16 protein-coding genes and 1 pseudogene are annotated in these 17057 nt (G+C 65.4%); 10 read left to right on the top strand and 7 right to left on the bottom strand.

The window, feature by feature from the left end:
* Positions 1-538 precede the first annotated feature (538 nt).
* Both OHA89_RS00740 and OHA89_RS00735 read right to left on the bottom strand, forming a co-directional pair.
* Positions 539-883, bottom strand: a pseudogene (locus OHA89_RS00740) (transposase family protein); the annotation flags it as partial.
* A gap of 12 nt (positions 884-895) precedes the next feature.
* Positions 896-1171 carry a hypothetical protein gene (locus OHA89_RS00735; RefSeq protein ID WP_406364888.1) on the bottom strand — a complete coding sequence of 92 codons (276 nt, stop codon included), beginning with the start codon at positions 1169-1171 and terminating at the stop codon, positions 896-898.
* A gap of 394 nt (positions 1172-1565) precedes the next feature.
* Between OHA89_RS00735 and OHA89_RS00730 the strand changes: the two genes are divergently transcribed.
* The 3 genes from OHA89_RS00730 (at position 1566) to OHA89_RS00720 (ending at position 6724) form a co-directional block, all read left to right on the top strand.
* Positions 1566-3203 carry an SIR2 family NAD-dependent protein deacylase gene (locus OHA89_RS00730; RefSeq protein WP_406364887.1) on the top strand — a complete coding sequence of 546 codons (1638 nt, stop codon included), beginning with the start codon at positions 1566-1568 and terminating at the stop codon, positions 3201-3203.
* A 487-nt stretch (positions 3204-3690) separates the two neighbouring features.
* Positions 3691-5307: a S8 family peptidase gene (locus OHA89_RS00725; protein WP_406364886.1), complete on the top strand. Its 1617-nt coding sequence runs from the start codon at positions 3691-3693 to the stop codon at positions 5305-5307.
* 16 nt (positions 5308-5323) lie between these two features.
* A complete protein-coding gene (locus OHA89_RS00720; RefSeq protein ID WP_406364885.1) occupies positions 5324-6724 on the top strand; it encodes a hypothetical protein in 1401 nt (466 codons plus the stop codon).
* A gap of 288 nt (positions 6725-7012) precedes the next feature.
* On the opposite strand, the gene OHA89_RS00715 is transcribed toward OHA89_RS00720, so the two are convergent.
* Positions 7013-7192, bottom strand: a complete 180-nt coding sequence (locus tag OHA89_RS00715) for a hypothetical protein (RefSeq protein ID WP_406364884.1) — start codon at positions 7190-7192, stop codon at positions 7013-7015.
* Between the two features lie 34 nt (positions 7193-7226).
* On the opposite strand from OHA89_RS00715, the gene OHA89_RS00710 reads away from it, so the two are divergent.
* Positions 7227-8051: a dienelactone hydrolase family protein gene (locus OHA89_RS00710; protein ID WP_406364882.1), complete on the top strand. Its 825-nt coding sequence runs from the start codon at positions 7227-7229 to the stop codon at positions 8049-8051.
* Between the two features lie 464 nt (positions 8052-8515).
* Positions 8516-8653 carry a hypothetical protein gene (locus OHA89_RS00705; RefSeq protein ID WP_406364880.1) on the top strand — a complete coding sequence of 46 codons (138 nt, stop codon included), beginning with the start codon at positions 8516-8518 and terminating at the stop codon, positions 8651-8653.
* Between the two features lie 268 nt (positions 8654-8921).
* Here the strand turns inward: OHA89_RS00705 and OHA89_RS00700 are convergent, their stop codons facing one another.
* The 4 genes from OHA89_RS00700 to OHA89_RS00685 all read right to left on the bottom strand — a co-directional run bounded on the left by OHA89_RS00700 (position 8922) and on the right by OHA89_RS00685 (position 11784).
* A complete protein-coding gene (locus OHA89_RS00700) occupies positions 8922-9488 on the bottom strand; it encodes a hypothetical protein (RefSeq protein WP_362234100.1) in 567 nt (188 codons plus the stop codon).
* The gene (locus OHA89_RS00695; protein ID WP_406364879.1) at positions 9485-10246 is read right to left on the bottom strand and encodes a hypothetical protein; all 762 of its coding nucleotides are present in this window, start codon (positions 10244-10246) and stop codon (positions 9485-9487) included. The genes OHA89_RS00700 and OHA89_RS00695 overlap by 4 nt, the downstream gene beginning before the upstream one ends.
* A complete protein-coding gene (locus tag OHA89_RS00690) occupies positions 10243-11268 on the bottom strand; it encodes a hypothetical protein (RefSeq protein WP_362234105.1) in 1026 nt (341 codons plus the stop codon). Before OHA89_RS00690 ends, OHA89_RS00695 begins: the two co-directional genes overlap by 4 nt.
* Positions 11269-11487: 219 nt before the next feature.
* Positions 11488-11784 carry a transposase family protein gene (locus OHA89_RS00685; protein ID WP_406364878.1) on the bottom strand — a complete coding sequence of 99 codons (297 nt, stop codon included), beginning with the start codon at positions 11782-11784 and terminating at the stop codon, positions 11488-11490.
* 793 nt (positions 11785-12577) lie between these two features.
* On the opposite strand from OHA89_RS00685, the gene OHA89_RS00680 reads away from it, so the two are divergent.
* The 5 genes from OHA89_RS00680 to OHA89_RS00660 all read left to right on the top strand — a co-directional run bounded on the left by OHA89_RS00680 (position 12578) and on the right by OHA89_RS00660 (position 16865).
* Positions 12578-13384 (top strand): putative phosphothreonine lyase domain-containg protein, encoded by an 807-nt coding sequence (locus tag OHA89_RS00680; protein ID WP_406364877.1) that lies wholly within the window; start codon positions 12578-12580, stop codon positions 13382-13384.
* Between the two features lie 510 nt (positions 13385-13894).
* Entirely contained in the window at positions 13895-15022 is a 1128-nt protein-coding gene (locus OHA89_RS00675; RefSeq protein WP_406364876.1) for a hypothetical protein, read from the top strand.
* A 130-nt stretch (positions 15023-15152) separates the two neighbouring features.
* Positions 15153-16094, top strand: coding sequence for a hypothetical protein (locus tag OHA89_RS00670; protein WP_406364875.1), 942 nt, complete (start codon positions 15153-15155; stop codon positions 16092-16094).
* On the top strand, positions 16091-16687 hold the full coding sequence (locus tag OHA89_RS00665; protein ID WP_406364873.1) for a hypothetical protein: 597 nt from the start codon (positions 16091-16093) through the stop codon (positions 16685-16687). Before OHA89_RS00670 ends, OHA89_RS00665 begins: the two co-directional genes overlap by 4 nt.
* 25 nt (positions 16688-16712) lie before the next feature.
* On the top strand, positions 16713-16865 hold the full coding sequence (locus OHA89_RS00660) for a hypothetical protein (RefSeq protein ID WP_406364871.1): 153 nt from the start codon (positions 16713-16715) through the stop codon (positions 16863-16865).
* Positions 16866-17057 lie beyond the last annotated feature (192 nt).

Genomic DNA, 17057 nt, shown 5'->3' with positions numbered 1-17057 from the left:
TGAGGCGGCCCCGCGGGGCGCGGGTCAGGCGCCTTCCGGTTACTGAAGCCTCGGCGCTTCCGATCGCGCCCCGCGCTTGCCCTTCGATGGTGCGGGGCCTTCCCCCTCTGTGGGCGTCCGTGGGTGGGTGTGTGTCTACGAATGCTGACCCAATGCTGACTTTCCTGACGCTGCGTCAGGTGAGGCTTCGTGCAGGTACAGACGTCGAAGCGGCTTCGTCGGCGATCCGCGCTTGTCTGGAAGTTGTTCCCGGCTACGTGCCGGTCGGGGTGCCCGCTGCGCTTCGCTAGGCTCGGACCGAGAGTCTGATCGTCCGGGTGCTACCGCTTGTAGGAAGCTGACAACCCCTGCAGCGGTCGTCGCAGCGACGTCCGCCGTGCAGTCCCAGCGAGGTGGGCTTCCGGGAGGCAGGGCGATGAAGAGACCCGCACCTTCAGCTCGAGAGTCGTCTACCTCCGCTACCGCGTGGCGCGTTAGCCGGCTCGTCCGCCGAGTTCTAGGAAGAACGGGCCAGTCGGTGACGTCTTCTGAGTGAAGATCACTTCCAGTGTCTGTTGAGGACGAGGGCGGCGCGGGTGATGTCGCCGATTCGGCTTGGGCTGAGGGTGACGTGTTGCAGCGTGCGCCAGCGTTGTTTGAGTTCGGCGGCGGTGCGTTCGCCCAGGGCGCGGACGTTTCTGATCAGGGCGTTCGTTGCGCGGGTGTCGGCGTGCAGGGCCTGTTCGGACTGGCCCTTGGGACGGCGGACGGGTACCCGGATACCGATGCCCGCACCGATATAGCCCTTGTCCGCCAAAGTCGGCATTCCCTCGGCGGCTGCCTTGCACAGCGCGGGTAGCGCGTGGCTGCGGGCGGCGGTGATATCGGGGGTGGAACCGGGCTCGAAGTCGGAGACCTACAACGGGGTGCCGTCCGGGGCGGACAGGAACTGCACTTTGCCGCCGAACGCCTTGTGCTTCTTGCTGAACCACCGGTCGTTGATCGCCCGGTCGAGGATCTCCTCCAGGTCCTCGGCGCACGTCAGCCGCGGTGGGAGCGGATCAAGAAGGCCCGGAGGAGGGCCGTCCTTGAGGGTGCCCCTCGGACGGCGTGGCCAGCGCAGGTCCGTGCATGGCTCGAGCCGGTCGGCATCGATACGCTCGGTGCCCTCGATGTCGTCGAGGTCGACCACGTACCCCGCCGACTCTTCCACCGCCTTGTGCTCGTCGTCGAAGACCCAGCCTGACTCCCTTACGTAGGTCGGCGACCTTGCTGCCGAGGCCCAGCGGGGTCTTTTGCCGCTCGGCCCACAAGTCGGCCAGGATCGGTTCCACTAGGTAGCAAAACACCCAAACCCGCATGCCAACAGTACGAACGTCCTCGAGCGTTTCGGGCCATCGGTGGGCGGGACATGTTCCACGCCATGTGGGAACCTAGTAGGTGCACAGCTTCGCACCTCTCGCCGGAAGCCAGCGGGGCAGCCACCTCATGGCGGCTAAGCATTACAGGCATTCGACACTTGTGTTTTCTATGCAGGGTGTTTGCGGTGCCACGGTTAATCGTCTCGTTCACCGAGGGAGATAATTGTGGACGGTACGACTATTCCCCTGAAAAGCAACGGATACGTGAAGCAGCTGCCGCCCGGCCTGCGCCGCGCGCTCGCTGCTGGGCGGTGGTTGCCAATTGTCGGTGCCGGCATCAGCGCCGCTGCTATGACTGAGGATGGGCGAAGCCCCCCAACTTGGCCACAGCTGGCGGAGCAGCTCGAAAAGGATCTTCCGGGCCGCATATACGCAGGCCCGATTGATTCGATCAGCGCCTATGCTGACACATACGGCAGATCTTACTTAATAGAGCGGCTCGTCGAATTGCTCTACGTAAATGAAATTCAGCCGGGCGAAACTCACAAAGCTTTTGCGAAGTTGCCGTTTGACACTGTCGTTACGACGAACTTTGACTTCCTTGTGGAGCAAGGATACGCCGAGGAGCGCAGGCCATGCGTCCCCCTGATTGGCGAGTCGCAGCTAGCAATCCAGCATCGACCGGAGGCTACCTATCTCCTTAAGCTTCATGGCGATTTGAATCACCCGGACCAGTTGGTTGCCACCGAGGACGACTATGACGGATTCGTCCGCCGCAATCCTCTCTTGGCGACGTACCTGTCATGGGTGCTATTGGGTCATGAGCCCGTCTTCATGGGCTATAGCCTCGACGATGCAGACATGCGAGAAGTGCTCACGCTCTTGCGTGAGCGCCTAGGGCGGATGACACGCCCAGCATGGGCCATCCTTCCGACTGATCCTTACGAGGAGGCGCCGAAATTTACTCGCCGAGGGATCAAAGCTATTGTCCTTGATAAGAACCCTAAAGCTGATCGTTCAGCCGTGATGGCGTCCTTCTTTGGCGAGCTGCGAACAATTTGGGAGCATGAGATTTCCGCGCAGCTTAAAGGTCGGAGTGATGCGACGACTGCAGAGCTGCGGCGACGCCCCGTGGCCCCTCAGCTAGCACTATTCATCGCAAGCCGATCGCTACTGGCGCTCTATCGGGATTTCATATTTCCGGTTGTTTCGCGGACTGGACTTCTGGCGCTCGGAATCGATGATGTCCAGGCGCGAGATAGGTCGATGACGCCCATGGCCATCGACATGGCTTTGTCGAAGGCCGCCGTCATCATTTACGACATGGGCCCGGGCAATTTTCTTCCCCTCGACTATGTCATCACCAAGCGCAGTGGCGCGCCGCTCGTGATGGTCTCTGGGCCGGACGATCCAGGTCTGGCGGCGGTGCTGGTTTCTGACACCACAGCGCGCCCGCTAGAGATGAGAGAGTGGCCTTCTGCTTTCGTTCCTGTACTGCTGGAACGAATCTCGGAAGAGAAGCCTGATCTTGCTCCTTCGTCTCTGAGCAGCGGGTTGCATCAGCTGGCGGGGAAAGGCTATGAGGATCAGCTGCTTTGGGCATGTCTGGCTTTGCTGGAGTCCGAGGTTCGCGATAAAGAGGGAAGCTCGATGTCAGGCGGTCCGATAGAGCACGCCGCAAGCGGTGGCCCGGTGGACCGGTTGCGCGAATACCTGGGAGCCGACTTTGATCCTATGATGAAAGCGATCAGGCTGCGCCACGACATGATGCAAGATCTCCGCGTTAATCCCAGAGAGCTGAAAGCCGCAGCGGATAAACTGCTCGAGGTGGTGCAGCGCAGGCATAATCTACCGCACGCATGACGGGTGCGTATGGTCGGCCGCTGTTGCACCAGCTGGAACGGAAGAGCGAGGCCGAACCGTGGCGCCCTACTGCCAGGGACACGCTGGTGAGCGCGGGCGGCGTCCACGGTGGGGGAAAGCCACTGCTGTCGATGTGCCCCTGGGCGCAGTCATCTATCCGCCGTTCCGTGTCACCACGCTGGCCCTCCTCTACGCGCACTCGGAAGCGCAAGTGCTCATATTTGGCCGCTGCCGGTTGCTGCGTGCGACCGGCTTCAGATGCCTCTAGCCCTAACTCCACGCTTTGCGTGCGCAGCGAAAACACTCACTTTGAAAACCAGTACGGGGGGGGATCCACTGGAATGAGCGGTAACACATAAAGACTACGTCACGGGATATATTCGAATGGTAAGCATTTCTGCATATTTCAGCTCGAAAATTTCGCCGACCTGGCCTGGATTTAGGAGAACGTGGCTGGTCCTGCTTTGAGAAGAAAAGGGGAGAGCGCATGACGTACGAACCCGAGGGATCCCTCCGGTCCCCCATTGTGGGTGACCTCAACCTGCCGCCTGACGGCACTGCCGCGCAGGGCTCCGCCTCTGTCGACCCACAGCAGCAGATCCCGATGTTGATCGAGCTGAACGCACTCTATCCCGGAGGCCTGCTGGCCGTCCGCGAAGCATTCTACGATCTCTGGGGGAGTTACGCGGAGCGGGCTGGCGGGCGGTGGCCCGAGGAGTTCACGTCGGCGAGCCCCGTCCAACCACCCGTTCCACAAGGCCTCGCGCTTATCGCGCCGAAACTCTACCAGTGCGTGCTCTCCCGCGCAGACCTGCGCAACTTGGTGAAGGAAGACCGCCATCTCGCCGACGAGAGCCGCCGGCCGCCGACCATCTTCCGGGTATGGCCGGACTACAAGCTCCATCCGCAGATCGATCGTTCCGCGCCTACCGTGAAGGCTAACGCCGCCTGGCGCTCCTACGACGCACGCGGCCACGGGATCGTTTGGGCGGTCATCGACAGCGGAATCGACGCCTCCCACCCGCACTTCTCCCAGTTGGAACTCGGCCGAGGGGAGGACCTTCAACAGGGGCTGACCAGCCAATTGCACCGCGACTTCAGCTTCCTCGTGAACCCCGACGACCCAGTGCAGCCTGTCGCCCAGGGTACTTCCAGTGGGCCGGATGATCAGTACCAACAGCGGCCCCTGGTGGACGTCAACGGGCACGGCACGCACGTAGCGGGCATCATTTCGGGCTGCACGCCTGATGGCATGAAGCCGCGCGTGGCGGAGTCGGATGACCCTGGGAGCGGCGGGTACGTCCAGCGGGCCCATGTAGACAAGCTGTCCGGAATGGCGCCTGCGTGCGAACTGGTGAGCATCAAGGTCATGCGGCCCAGCCGTCATGGCACGTGGGTCACCTCGTCTAGCGCAGTCATCCGTGCCCTGACGTACTTGCGAACCGAGGTCAATGTGGACCCGGGGGTTCTGCGCGTTCACGGAGTAAACATGAGCCTCGGCTCCGAGTGGAGACCCGATCAGTACGCCGCAGGCCAGTCACCGCTCTGCCAGGCCGTGAACCAGCTTGTCGCCTCAGGTGTGGTCGTGGTCGTCTCTGCGGGCAATTACGGTGCCCGCACCGCCGCCGGAGACTCGGCCAACACCTCTGCCGTCATGGGCTCGATCACCGAACCAGCGCATGCCGAGGACTGCATCGCTGTCGGATCCACGCACCGTGACGCGCCGCACGCCTTCGGCGTCACCTGGACCTCGGGTAAGGGGCCGACACTCGATGGGCGGATGAAACCGGACGTCGTGGCGCCCGGCGAGTGGATCGCCTCGGCCGCCAGCGGCACAATCCGGGCTGCGGCCGGGCTGAACCCAGCCGCAGGGACCCCTCTCCCAGCGAGCTTGCTGACGTACGCCGAGCAGTCCGGCACATCGATGGCGGCGCCGCACGTCTCCGGCGTCATCGCGGCCTTTCTCTCCGCCCGCCCGGAGTTCATCGGTCGGCCACGGCAGGTCAAGCGCCTGCTCACAGACAGCGCCACCGACATCGGCCGGGAACGGTACGCGCAAGGGGCGGGCCTGGTTGACCTGATGCGAATGCTCGCCAACGTTTGACGAAGGGGCAACGGCCATGACACCACAGGCGACCAACGAACTGCTGGTGTGGGACCTCAAATTCGATGAGAAGGGTAAGCTAACGGCGCCAGTTGCGGAAGATTTCCTCGACCGGGTGATCGACGCGGGCGTAGAGGACCTCTTCATGTTCAGCCACGGGTGGGGCACGCCGGAGAACACGGCTAGCGAGCTGTACGACGATATGTTTCCGAGGATCCTGGAAGCCGCTACCCGCACGCCGGGCATCGGCAAGATGGGGTTCGTTGGCATTTACTGGCCTTCCCTGTCGTTCCCGCCCACACCGGCGACCCCTCCACCAGCGGCTGACGCGACACAGGCCGGGAGCGGCGCCGTAGTGGACCTCAACGCAGGGACGACAGCACTCTCCGGGGGAAAGATCGCCGCCTCCCTGCAGCCAGGGTTCGCTGACCCGGTGCAGCAGCAGACGGTGATGGAGATCGGCCGGCTTATCGACGAGGGAAAGAAAGCGGTCGGTTCGAATGAATCTGAGGCGGAGAAGGAGGAGCGGCTGCGGCAGATCCACCAGCAGCTGAAGTCACTCGTGCCGCCGGCGCCCAATGGCGAGTTCGAGGACTCGGGCGAGACCGCACTGCTGCTGACCGACGACCCGAAGAGGGACTACCAAGCAGCTGCGGAAATTTTCGGCAGCGCTCCGCCGGGCTCCGCGACGCAAGGAATCGGCGACTGGTTCAACAGCGCCATCAACGGCGCGAAGGACGTCATGCGGGTGCTCTCGTACACAACGATGAAGGCACGCGCCGGCCACATCGGCCGCAGCGGACTGGGACCGCTGCTTGAAGCCCTGCACGGCCGGTCCTCCTCCGCACGGGAGCCCTCCGTGCGGGTGCACCTGATCGGCCACAGCTTCGGCGCCCGGCTGGTTTCTTTCGCTTTGTCCGGTATTAGCGCGCCGGAGAAGAGCCCGGTCGCGTCACTGCTGCTCCTTCAGGGTGCGTTCTCTCACTGGTCGTTCGCGCACGAGCAGGACAACCCCTTCGGCAGTGCTGGCGCCCTGCATGGCTTCGCGGACCGGGTACACGGCCCTCTGGTGGCCACATTCAGCATCCACGACTGGGCAGTCGGCGTGTGGTACCCGAAGGCCTCCTTCCTGGCCGGCGAGGACGCGCAGGCTCAGGCCGCGGGGCGCTGGGGTGGCATGGGCGCCGACGGGTACCAGGCAGTGAACCCATTGGAGGACCGTGAGATGCTGGCCGATGGCAAAACGAACTACGGGTTTACCCCCCGCACCTTCTACCGGGTCAACGCCGCCAGAGTCATCAACGACGTGGAGGGACAGTCCTTCTCCGGCGCGCACTCTGACATCCGCAAGAACCCAGTGGCCGCGCTCGCCGCGGATGCCGCCGCAGCGCACGCCCGAAGCAGCCGACCGAACTGATCGACCGCAGTCCGGGGAACGTCTCCGCCCACAGCCGCTCAGGCATCAACCCCGGCCACGCCAGCCGTCGATACCTTTCTGCGGAGCGGGCACTTCCCGCGGGTCGTGGCTCTACAAGAGCGCCACCACGCAGCGACAGGTCCATAGGGGTGCCGCGTTACTTGAGTCCGGCGTGGATACTTCCGATCGGACCTCGTCAAGAACACTATGTGGGCAACCGGCAGGCACGACCCCGCCGCGAGTCAGCCTCTCCGCAACTGCTGACCGATGCGCAGGGGCGGTATCAGCTCACTGCTCAATACCTCGTACCAAACAAACGAAGTCACCATCAGCTTCCAGCTCCGCAGGACGGCAGCGGCCAGCGCAAAGCAGCGGCGGCACGGCGCGTGCCTGCACTGCGGCCTGGCGGCTGCGCGCAGCATCGAGGAACATCTCGACCACCCAGAGGTGTTCCAGCAGCTCGGGCACGGTCTCCACTCGGCTGACTGAGAGGCAGCAGGAAATGAGCGGTCCACCGACCTCCGGCCTGACCGGATGGGAACCAACGTTCACGGTTGGGGGATACACACATGACTGCTACGAAAAGGGCGACGGCCCCGGTGTCGTGCTCCTTCCAGAGCTCCCCGGTATCACCCCGGAGGTGCTGGGGCTCGGTGACCATCTGGTGACCGAGGGATTTACCGTCGTGATCCCGTCACTGTTTGGCGAGCCTGGACGGCCCGCATCCTTGGCTCGGACGGCGAAAGTTGGCGCCAGAGTCTGTATCTCTGCAGAATTCCGTGCCTTCGCCACAAATGCCTCGCGCCCCGTCGCCAACTTTGTCCGAGACCTTGCCCATGACCTCGCCTCGCGGCGCCCCGGCCAGGGTGTCGGCGTCATCGGAATGTGCGTCACCGGAGGCTTTGCGCTGGCCGCTGCTGTAGACGAATCAGTGCTAGCCTCCGTTCTCAGTCAACCCTCACTGCCCCTGCCCCTGACTACCGGCCAGCGGACGGATTTGGGGGTTTCCGAGGAAGAACTCGCGTGCATTGCCGAGCGCACACGGAACGACGGCCTGTGTGTGCTGGGGCTTCGCTTCAGTAAGGACTGGATGGCCCCCGAGCAGCGATTCGCAGCCTTGAGCGCCCGCCTCGGGGACGCTTTCAAGGTCATCCCGCTCGATTCCGGGCGAGGCAACAGCGGCGGCTTCGGGCGCTTCGCCCACGCGGTCCTCACCCACGAGCTACGCGAGTCTCCGGATCACCCTGCCTTCAAGGCCCGCGCGGACGTCGTGGCCTTTCTACGCCACCGCCTCGGTGTCACCGAACCCAGAGCGAGGAAGCCGTAGCGCGCTCTCTGCGAGGGCGCTTACCCTGCCTAGGGCAAGGGTGCTGTGCCTGGCGGGCGCTGCCGCACTGCTTCGGCGTCTCGAAGTCAACCTCCCACCGCCGTTTCCTGGCCGTTTCCTGATCTGGTCCTCCGATCCACCCGCAGTGCGCCGCTGGCCAGCCGTTCAGTGCTCCCAGCTATCCGGCCCGTCGCCCCGCCACTCGATCAGCCCGGACTGCCGGCCCCATTCGTTGTCAACGTCCTCCAGGCCCGCGAGACACAGGAACTCAACGATGTCCTGCAGCCCGTACGCCATCCCAACGAACTGATCGTTCACTGGGACTCGCCGAGCTGCTCGGGGTAGTCGCGGAGGTCAGTCATGCCCCGAACGATCTGGTCCGACGCTATCTCGTTGGGCCTGGTGTGTTGACTGAGTAGCCGTGAACTAGCAGGTCAGTGGCGGTCTCTGTTAGTTTCCACGGCATGCTCGGACATGGTGGTTCGCAAAGGGACCTGGCGGGTTTCCTGCTACCGGAGGCAGGGCGGCTGGTGGAGACCGACGATCCGTGGATGCCGTACCAGCTGGTGGACAGCAACGGCTTGGTGGTCGAGCCGCGCTAGACGCCTTCTTCGCTGAACTCCAGGCTCAGGCGAAACCTGCCTCGACGATCCGCTCGTATGGGATGGACCTGCTGCGGTGGTGGCGGTTCCTTCTCTGCACCTGTCAAGGTCGGACCATCGGGCCGGTTCTGACATGGTGTATCCGTAAGATTGGCCTCAAGCAGTACACGGGATAGGCGTCGGCCCAGGTCAGGCTCTAGGTGATGGCATTAGAGGACATGGTCGGCCTGGCCGCGCATTGAGTGGCGCGCGTCGAGCTGCGGTGAAATCACATGCCCCAGCGATGCATGATCTCTTCGCCGAGTTGACGCTGCGCTGCAAACTCTCGGAGCTGAGCGCGTACTTCCTCGCCGCGTTCGTCGTCGATGGACGTGAGCACGCGCAGCGTGAACCATGACGCCTCTGTGGCGTACTGCAGCGCGTCGCCGGCGATCTCGATGCTATCTGGGAACTCTTGCGCCTCGGCGGCGAGCCAGCGGAGCCCGAGGCCATCGTGCGTCTCGGGAGACCCTGCCTCTGGCGCGAGCTCGTTGGTGCGCTGGTCGCGCATCACGAGCCCGCGCAGGTCGAATCGGGCGTATCGCGTGACCGCTGCCTGCGCGAGGTGCCGCAGTATCGTCTTGTCGAGCGGGCCGTTCATGCTCTGTCGCCAGTGCGCGAACCATTGCCACTCGCTGGGTGCCAGCCAACCCAGGTCATCCTCGACGATCGGAGCGTAGGCCAATCCTTTGAGCGCCCCCTGATCGGCTGCGACGGCGTCGCGAAGATCCTGCGCGTAGCCATCGTCCATGACTGCGCGTCGGATCAGCTCCGCGGATATCTGGATCAGACTCATGACTCCACCCGCACGACCGTCTTGTTCCGATAGGCGTCGCGCACGTCGACCGGTGGTAGTGGTGCGGGCGGCCCACCGCTGAGCGTGAAGTGGGGGGTGCGCGTGAGCGCAGGCGTGTCCGGCGTGAACTCCTCCTCGATGAGGATTGTTAGCCAGACGTCCTCAAAGCGGGTCGAGTAGTCCGCACGCGACAGCACTTGGCGGCTCTGCCAGTCGCTGACGGTCATCCATGTGTGCTGCGGATCGGTGTACCAACCACCGGCGTCCTTCTCGTCGGGATGGAACAGGACAACATCGATCTCGAACTGCTCACGGAACAGGTTCCGGAACTGATGAAGCCAGTAGTCAGAGTGAACCGTGAGGACGGCCTGAGAATAATCGGGCTGGGTGTGAAGCCATCGGAGGTACAGCTGCTCGTTCGCCTGATCGCGCGCGTCAAAGGCCTTCCAACCAGAGGGGTCGAACCGCGACACGACGCCGACGCGGCCGTAGATGGCGGTCGACAATGGCTCTTGCACCCCGGTGACGTAGACGCCGCGCCCCCAGGTGAAGTTGCTGCTTCCGATAAACAGCCCTCTGTTCGGCTTCTGGTAGGTGGCCGCGTATCGCGCCGGGACGTACTTCACGGCCAGCGGACGACCTCCGGCTGCCTCGCGGTTGTCGTCGACGAACGCGAGCCATGTGGGCTCCGACGTTGTGATCGCGTCGGCGATCTCCTGACGCAGATCACGCGGCAGCATCGCCGCGCCCGAGGTCACGCCTGACCCCCGCGCGCGAGGATCCTCTGCCACCACACCCGGTCTTGCGTCGCACCTCGAGGCAGCGGGCTCCGCAACGGCGTCACACGCATCGGATCGCTCGCAGGCGAGCCGAGATGACGGTCGAGGCAGAACGCCGGAAGCAGCAAGGTCGAGCGGCGGGCAGGGGTGACCAGAGTGCCGGCGGCTGCAGTCGTCGCAAGTGTCTGGCGACCAGTGAAAGACTTCTGCTCGAAGATCTGGCCGGCTGGCATCCACACCGGCGGATCCACCTCGGATGCCGTCAGCTCGATCATCAGCCAGAAGTCGGCGCGGTCACGGTCACGCGTCTCCCAAAGCTGCGAGACGGCATCCGGCTCCGCGAACAGTGTCCACGACGGTGCATCGTCCCTGGAGGCGAGGCCGAGCACGACGCACCGCACGGGCGGCGTAACGATCGACCACGGGTCTCGATCGACGCGTTCGAGGCCAAGAGCCGCAGGATTGCGGAGCTCGAGCCGACGATCCTCCATCCTGCAACTGGCCACGTCTGCTCCCGACATGGCCAACAACGCCGAGCTCCCGCCCAGGCGATGCGATGCAAACACGCCGAAGAGCTGATCGTCGTCCAGAGAGACTTCGCGTGGATCGACGAGCGTCGATACAGGCTCATCGCCCTCGATCAGCTGGCCGAATTCCTCACCCGAGACCGAGCGATTCGGGGAGGACTCAGCCGGCGGCACGAGCACGACCTGCTGCTCGTGGCTCGCGATGCCCATCCATCCGTGGTGAATGAGGGCAGAGACGATTTCCTCCTCCGCGCTGTCCACGAGGAGTCCTCTGTGCGCGGCATGGACAAGCTGCCATGCATCGCTCCGGGACTCGCTAGTTACCGCAGCGCCAATCACCTTGCCGACCCGTAGATCGACTGCAAGACGCGCCCACGTCTCAGGCCCGAGCTCACGTACTATGAGCACGTCAGCGAGGTCGGCTACGCCGGTGCGCTCGCCGTCCGGCCGGACCGCCACCACAAGCACCGCCATGCGCGCAGCCTCCTATTCGGGCCGGCTCGGAATGGGCGTGTGAACACGTACATTGACGGGCGCCAGGTGATGCAGGACTTGCTGGCGGAGCCGTACTTCGGCTGACCCGCGGTCATCCGTGAACGCTGTGGAGAAGTCCACTACCACTATCATCGATCGAGATGTACCGCTTCGCGACTTCATACGTGATCAAACCGCCGAGCTGAAGGCGACCGCTGCTCAGTTCAGGGAGCAGGGTCTTGGTCGCATTGCTGGCGCCCTCCAGTTGGTCAGCCAGCCGGGCGCCGGCCCGTCCGGCAAGCGCGAGGCCGACATGCTCCAGGACGTGGTTGAGCCGAGTGGTGAAGCGCACGTACGGGGCGGCAGCTGCGCGAAGGGCTCGGCGACCGTACGACGCGGGCAGTCCCTTGTGTCGCAGAGGAAACGCCGGACCGTCAGATGAATCAGGGCGCTCTGCCCGCCGAGCGGCAGATCCTTCAGTCTGCGCTGGTAGGAGTCGTGCGCCCGGTCCGACAAGCGGGCCGCAGTCCGGACACGCCGCGCTGGCCGCCCGGCCTTTCGCCACCACGTCGACCGTGCCGAAGACAGCGGTCACCGCCTCGACGTCCACGTCGTCGATTCCGTCGAACACCAGCGAGTCCCAGAACGATGCGTCGGCCTGCATAACCAGCACCGTCACCGGCAGCAGTCGGCTTTCGAGGGGATAGCCGCAGACCTGACGGGGCGTCACCCCCGCCTGTCGGACGGTGGGGCGTACGCGGTCTGGGCTGCCCGAGCAGGTAGCGCAGGCCCTCGCGGATGTCCCGCGCGAGGCTGCGGCGGCCCTCGGACGGCGCGGCGGCCGGCTCGGGCGTGCGGATGCGCCACACGAGGAAGGCGGCGATGAGGTAGGGCAGGACATTCGCGATCACCGAGCGGGCGGCGCCGAAGACGCCGACCAGTGCGGCGCCCGCGTTGCTGCCCGCGCTGTCGGCGACCGACGAAGCCGCTCCGAGGCGGGAGTTCGCGCGCTGGAGCAGGTGCGGTTGGACGAGGATGGGCAGGTACTGTAACCGGGGATCACCTGCTGTATTGCTGGCTGGCAATGGCATTGCCCTCTGCTCAGCTTCCGTCTTCGCCCGCGTTCCAGTCGATTGTTAGCCGGTACTGGGGGTGGTCCTGGTCCATTTGGATGCCGGCATGGATGGGCAGCGGGTACTGCGCGCGATGCTCCCAGGCGAGGCAGGCCTGGCGGGAGCAGGGCTCCTAGCCCTGCACGGAGCCCATGCCGCAGGGTTCCCATGGTTAGCCCAGCCGCTGATGCTGGTGGATGCACAGAGCGCAGAACTCCCAGGCAGTCCATCAGCCTTGCCGCGCGCTGCTGAGCGTCCCCATCCCTGTCTGCTTCTGCAACTGCGGCAGCGCAGCACGCGGTGAGAGCCCGATCGCGACGCACTCGTGCATTATCCAGGTCAATTCGGCCCATGCAGGTCTAAATACTCGGAATAGCGCATACTTATCCACATATGATGGTGGCGTGGACACGAAGAGTGCTCTAATGGCTCAGCCGGTACTACCGGCTGGTGCCTCTCCCTCCGTGGAACTTGGGGAATCCTGGTTCTGGGCCCAGTCCCCGGATGCGCCGCCCTTTCCCGAATCAGCCCCGTGGGCCGGCAAGTGGCTGTGGTTCCCGCCGCTCAGCTACCTGGACCAGGCGTGGGCCACAGTGTGCGCCGGCGTCCGTGAGAATCGCCTCAGCTATCGAGCAAAGGTCGGAACCCTGCGAAACGCGCGACCCGGAAGCGACGACACGCGTCGCCCCATCTGCATATTCACCCTCGACTGGCGGGACGCACAGGAAGTCGAACGGGTCCTGCACGCCCTACGAGACGCAGGCATCAAGGACTCGCTGCACTACAAGACCGACCACGACACGCGAGAAGGCCGATACGGGGCCGGCGTCGCCTCCTACCTCTCACCCGCCGGCAGCAGAAGACTGGTGATCCCTCGCCGCACCCGCCAATCACTGGAGCACTACCAGGCCGCGACCCTCCAGGCACGCCAAGCCGCCGACACGCGCCGGGCCGAAGCAGCCGGGGCCCTCGCGCGACGTATCAGGAACGCCGGGGCATCTTGACGGGCGACCGCCCTGGACCGGCGTCGTCGGCCGCCGATGCCACCGTGACCACGACCCGGAAGGATGCTCGGTCCGCGCCCCGCCCGATGCCTGCCGAGCCAGGTCCGTCAGCGTACCGCCAGGTCGCGGGCCGTGTCCCGGTACGGGCCCGGTACCTGCGCCCACCGGCCCAGCCACGGTCAGTCACGCCCGTACCGCGAGGAGGCGTACACGGGTGTCCAGTGCGTGAGCAACGTACTGCCGCACACCCTGCAGGGGAACCCCGACGGCTGCGGGCCCGTACGGGCCTGCTGATCCAGCCGGGCCAGGTGCTTCGCGGGTGGCGGCCACCATCTGCTGTCAGGCCCCAGGGGGCAGGACCCCATGATTCAGGCACTCCGACCGGGCTGGCCACCGAGCGAGACACCGCGTACATGCCGATCGCGTACGACACGCTGAGGGCCGAGGTCTCCCGGCCGGCCGTCCCGAAACGAACTCGTCAAGGCAGCGCCCACCGGGCACCATGTCTGGATGAGCCGCGACCTCTTTGCCCCCATCGTCACCGACAAGCAGGCCCACCACCTCTTCCAGCGTGTACGGACGGGCGCACCGCACGCCGCCGCTCGCCGGTTGATGAACGAGGTCTTCGCGGACTTTCATGACGTTGACAAGAGCTTCGTACGCGAGTTCCAGACGGGCGGCTTCTCGGCGCGAGTCTTCGAGTTGGCGCTGTTCGCATACCTACGGGAGCAAGGCCTCATCCCCGACCGGTCCCATGCCGCACCGGACTTTGCGGTTCTCGGTGATACGCCCGTGGCTATCGAGGTCACTACAACCAACCCGGCGCAGGGAGGCGAACCCGACGACCTGGAGTACGCGCCCCTTCTTCACGAAGACCTCCCCGACGCAGACAAGGCGTTCGTGTTTCAGCTCGGCAAGGCGCTGAGGCGGAAGCTGACGCACCGCGACGCCAGTTGTCGGGCATATTGGGAGAAGGGGCACATCCGCGATGTTCCATTCGTCATTGCAGTAGGTGCTTTCCATAACCAGAACGCGCAGATGCACGTGGTCGGTACAGTCGCCGAATACCTTTACGGACAGCGCGATGTCCTCACGCATGACACCACAGGCAAGCTGACGATCACGGCCGACAAAGTGGAGCGGCACGAATCTGGCGGCAAGAGCATCCCGAGTGGACTGTTCCAAATGCCTGAAGCCGCAAACCTGGCAGGTGTCCTGTTCAGCAACGCGCACACCATGGGCATGTTCAATCGCATCGGCACGGAGTCCGGGTACGGCCCCGATGACGTTGCGATCTGCCGGGTGGGGACCGCTTACAACCCGGACCCCAACGCCTCCGAGCCAAGGCCCTTCGCCTATGTCGTGGGCGACCGACCCCCGGGCGAGCAGGAGACGTTTGCCGAAGGGCTGCACCTCTTCATCAACCCCTGGGCCAACCGAAAACTCTCTCCGCAGGCGCTGCCAGGCATCCCGTTCGCCAACTTCACCGACGGCCGCCTCGTGACGATGGTGCCGAACAGCTTCCAGCCATTCACTTCAAAGACATTCGTAGTCGAGCACCCTCAAGCCCAGCAGATTGCGCGCTACCAGCAACTCCTATTCCTCGGAAAACTTCCCAACGAAGGTACCGAGCGCTAAGCGCCTCGCCGCGTACCCTGATTCCCAGCGCCGCGCGCCGCGGAAATAGGCGGAATTCAAGTGCCGTGACTGTTACCGCGATTCGTCTGCGGTGCGTCCGGCGTCTTGCCCAGACTGTTTCGCCTGGGGGATGCTGCGGCGCTACGGCAGGATGTGCGTGGGGTGCCGTGGCTGGCGTCGGCTCTACCCGGATTCCGGCCCGTGCCGGATCTGCGGGCGCGAGCCTCACCTGGGCGAGACCGGCGCGTGTCGGCTGTGCACGAAGCAGGCGTATGTGCTGCGGCCCCGCCGTCACGCCCTGGACCTGGAAGGGGCGAACCGGCACGGGCAGCAGCAGTACTTCGCGGACACCGAACGGCGCTTGCAGCTGCTGAACCCGAAATCGTCGCGGCGTCGGCCCGAACCGGCTCCGCAGCCTTTGCCCCCGCTGGTGGCGGCGGGGCACCGGCAGCTCGCCCTGTTCCCCCCAGAGGGGCGGGACCTGCGGTGCGGCCAGGAGCGCGGCTTCCCCGATGTCGACGCACCCGAGGTCGCGGCGGCGCTGAAGGCCGCGGTCGACGACTACGCGCAATACCACAGGCTGGGGTACTACACTGCCTGGGGCCTGGACCGCGGGCTGCGTGTCCTGCTGAGCATCCAGGACACGCCCGGCGCCCGGTTCCTGGCGTCCGACGTCCTGTTGCTGCGGGACCTGATCCTCCCGGTCAAGCCCCTGTTGAGGCTGCTCGCCCAGATCGACATGCTCGACGACGACCGCATCCCGAACATCGTCCCCTGGCTCCGCGAGCGCACCGCCGGCCTTGCCGAACCGATGGCCGGTGAACTCGCCGCCTGGTTCGAGCTGAAGCTGTCCGGTAGCACCACCGCGCCGCGCGTCAAGGCGCGACCGCACCGGTGGATTCAGCGGATGGTGACGAACGCGCTGCCCGGTGCGCCCTTCGGACGTGGGCGGACCAGGACAAGGACTCGCTCAGGTCCATCACCCGGGCCGACGTCGTCGCAGCCCTGCCCGACAGCGGAACACCGCGCGTCGACATGCTCCAGGGCCTGCGGCACATCCTGCGGCCCTTGAAGAACCGGCGGATCATCTTCACCGACCCGACCGCACGGATCTTCTGCGGCATGCCGACCTCCACCATTCCCCTGCCCGTCGAGGCCGCCGACCTCCGCAAGGTCCTCCACGACCAGGAAGTACCGCGGGCGGCCCTGGCTGCGCTGGCCATCTTCCACGCGCTCACCACCGGGCAGCTGCGCAGCCTGAAGACCACCGATCTGCGTGACGGCCGGTTGTTCCTGCCGACCGAACGGTCCTGCTCGCCGACCCCGTACGGACCCGCTGGACTACCGCAACCACCGGTGGCCCCGTACCGCGAACTCGCACCTATTGTCTCCCAGACCACGGGCTGCGGCGTGGAGCCGGTCAGCTACGTCTGGATCAACGACGTGCTCGGCATGCCCACCAGCTGGCTCCGCGAGGACCGACTCCTCCACGAAGCCGAGGCCACCGGCGGCGACCCCCGCCGCATCTGCGACCTGTTCGGCCTGTCCGTCGGCGCGGCCCTGCGCTACACCGGCACCATCGACCAACCCGGCCTCGTCGAACACAGCCTCCGCAACGCTGGAGCGCCGCCGAGGTCCCTCGCCGACGACGTCGCGGCCGATTGACGCCGAGTTCGCCTTCGCCCTACCTGTGGCCCCGCTCCTGCACCTCCTGGCCGAAGGCAGCCCGGTCACCCTCGCCGCGCTCGCGCAGCACTCCGGGCTCACCGTCGACCAGGCCGCGGAGGTCATGACCGCGCTGGTCGTAGGACAGGCCGCCGCCGTGGTCGGGAGCAGCCGGTGACCGCCTCGCTCGGTCTGGGCACGTACAAGGTGCGCGACGTTGCCGAAGCGGCGCGCACCGCCTGCTCCCAAGGCACGGCCTGGATCGACACCGCCCCCAACTACGGCCGCGCGCACCAGGAACTCGCCCCGGTCCTCGCCGAGCACGTGCAGGTCAAGGTGTCCACGAAGACGGGGTTCTTCGGTAGGCAGG

The organism is Streptomyces sp. NBC_01546, from assembly GCF_045208355.1.
GTDB lineage: Bacteria > Actinomycetota > Actinomycetes > Streptomycetales > Streptomycetaceae > Streptomyces.
The sequence above is the reverse complement of the archived record's forward strand: the minus strand, read 5'-3'. Positions and strand labels throughout refer to the sequence as shown.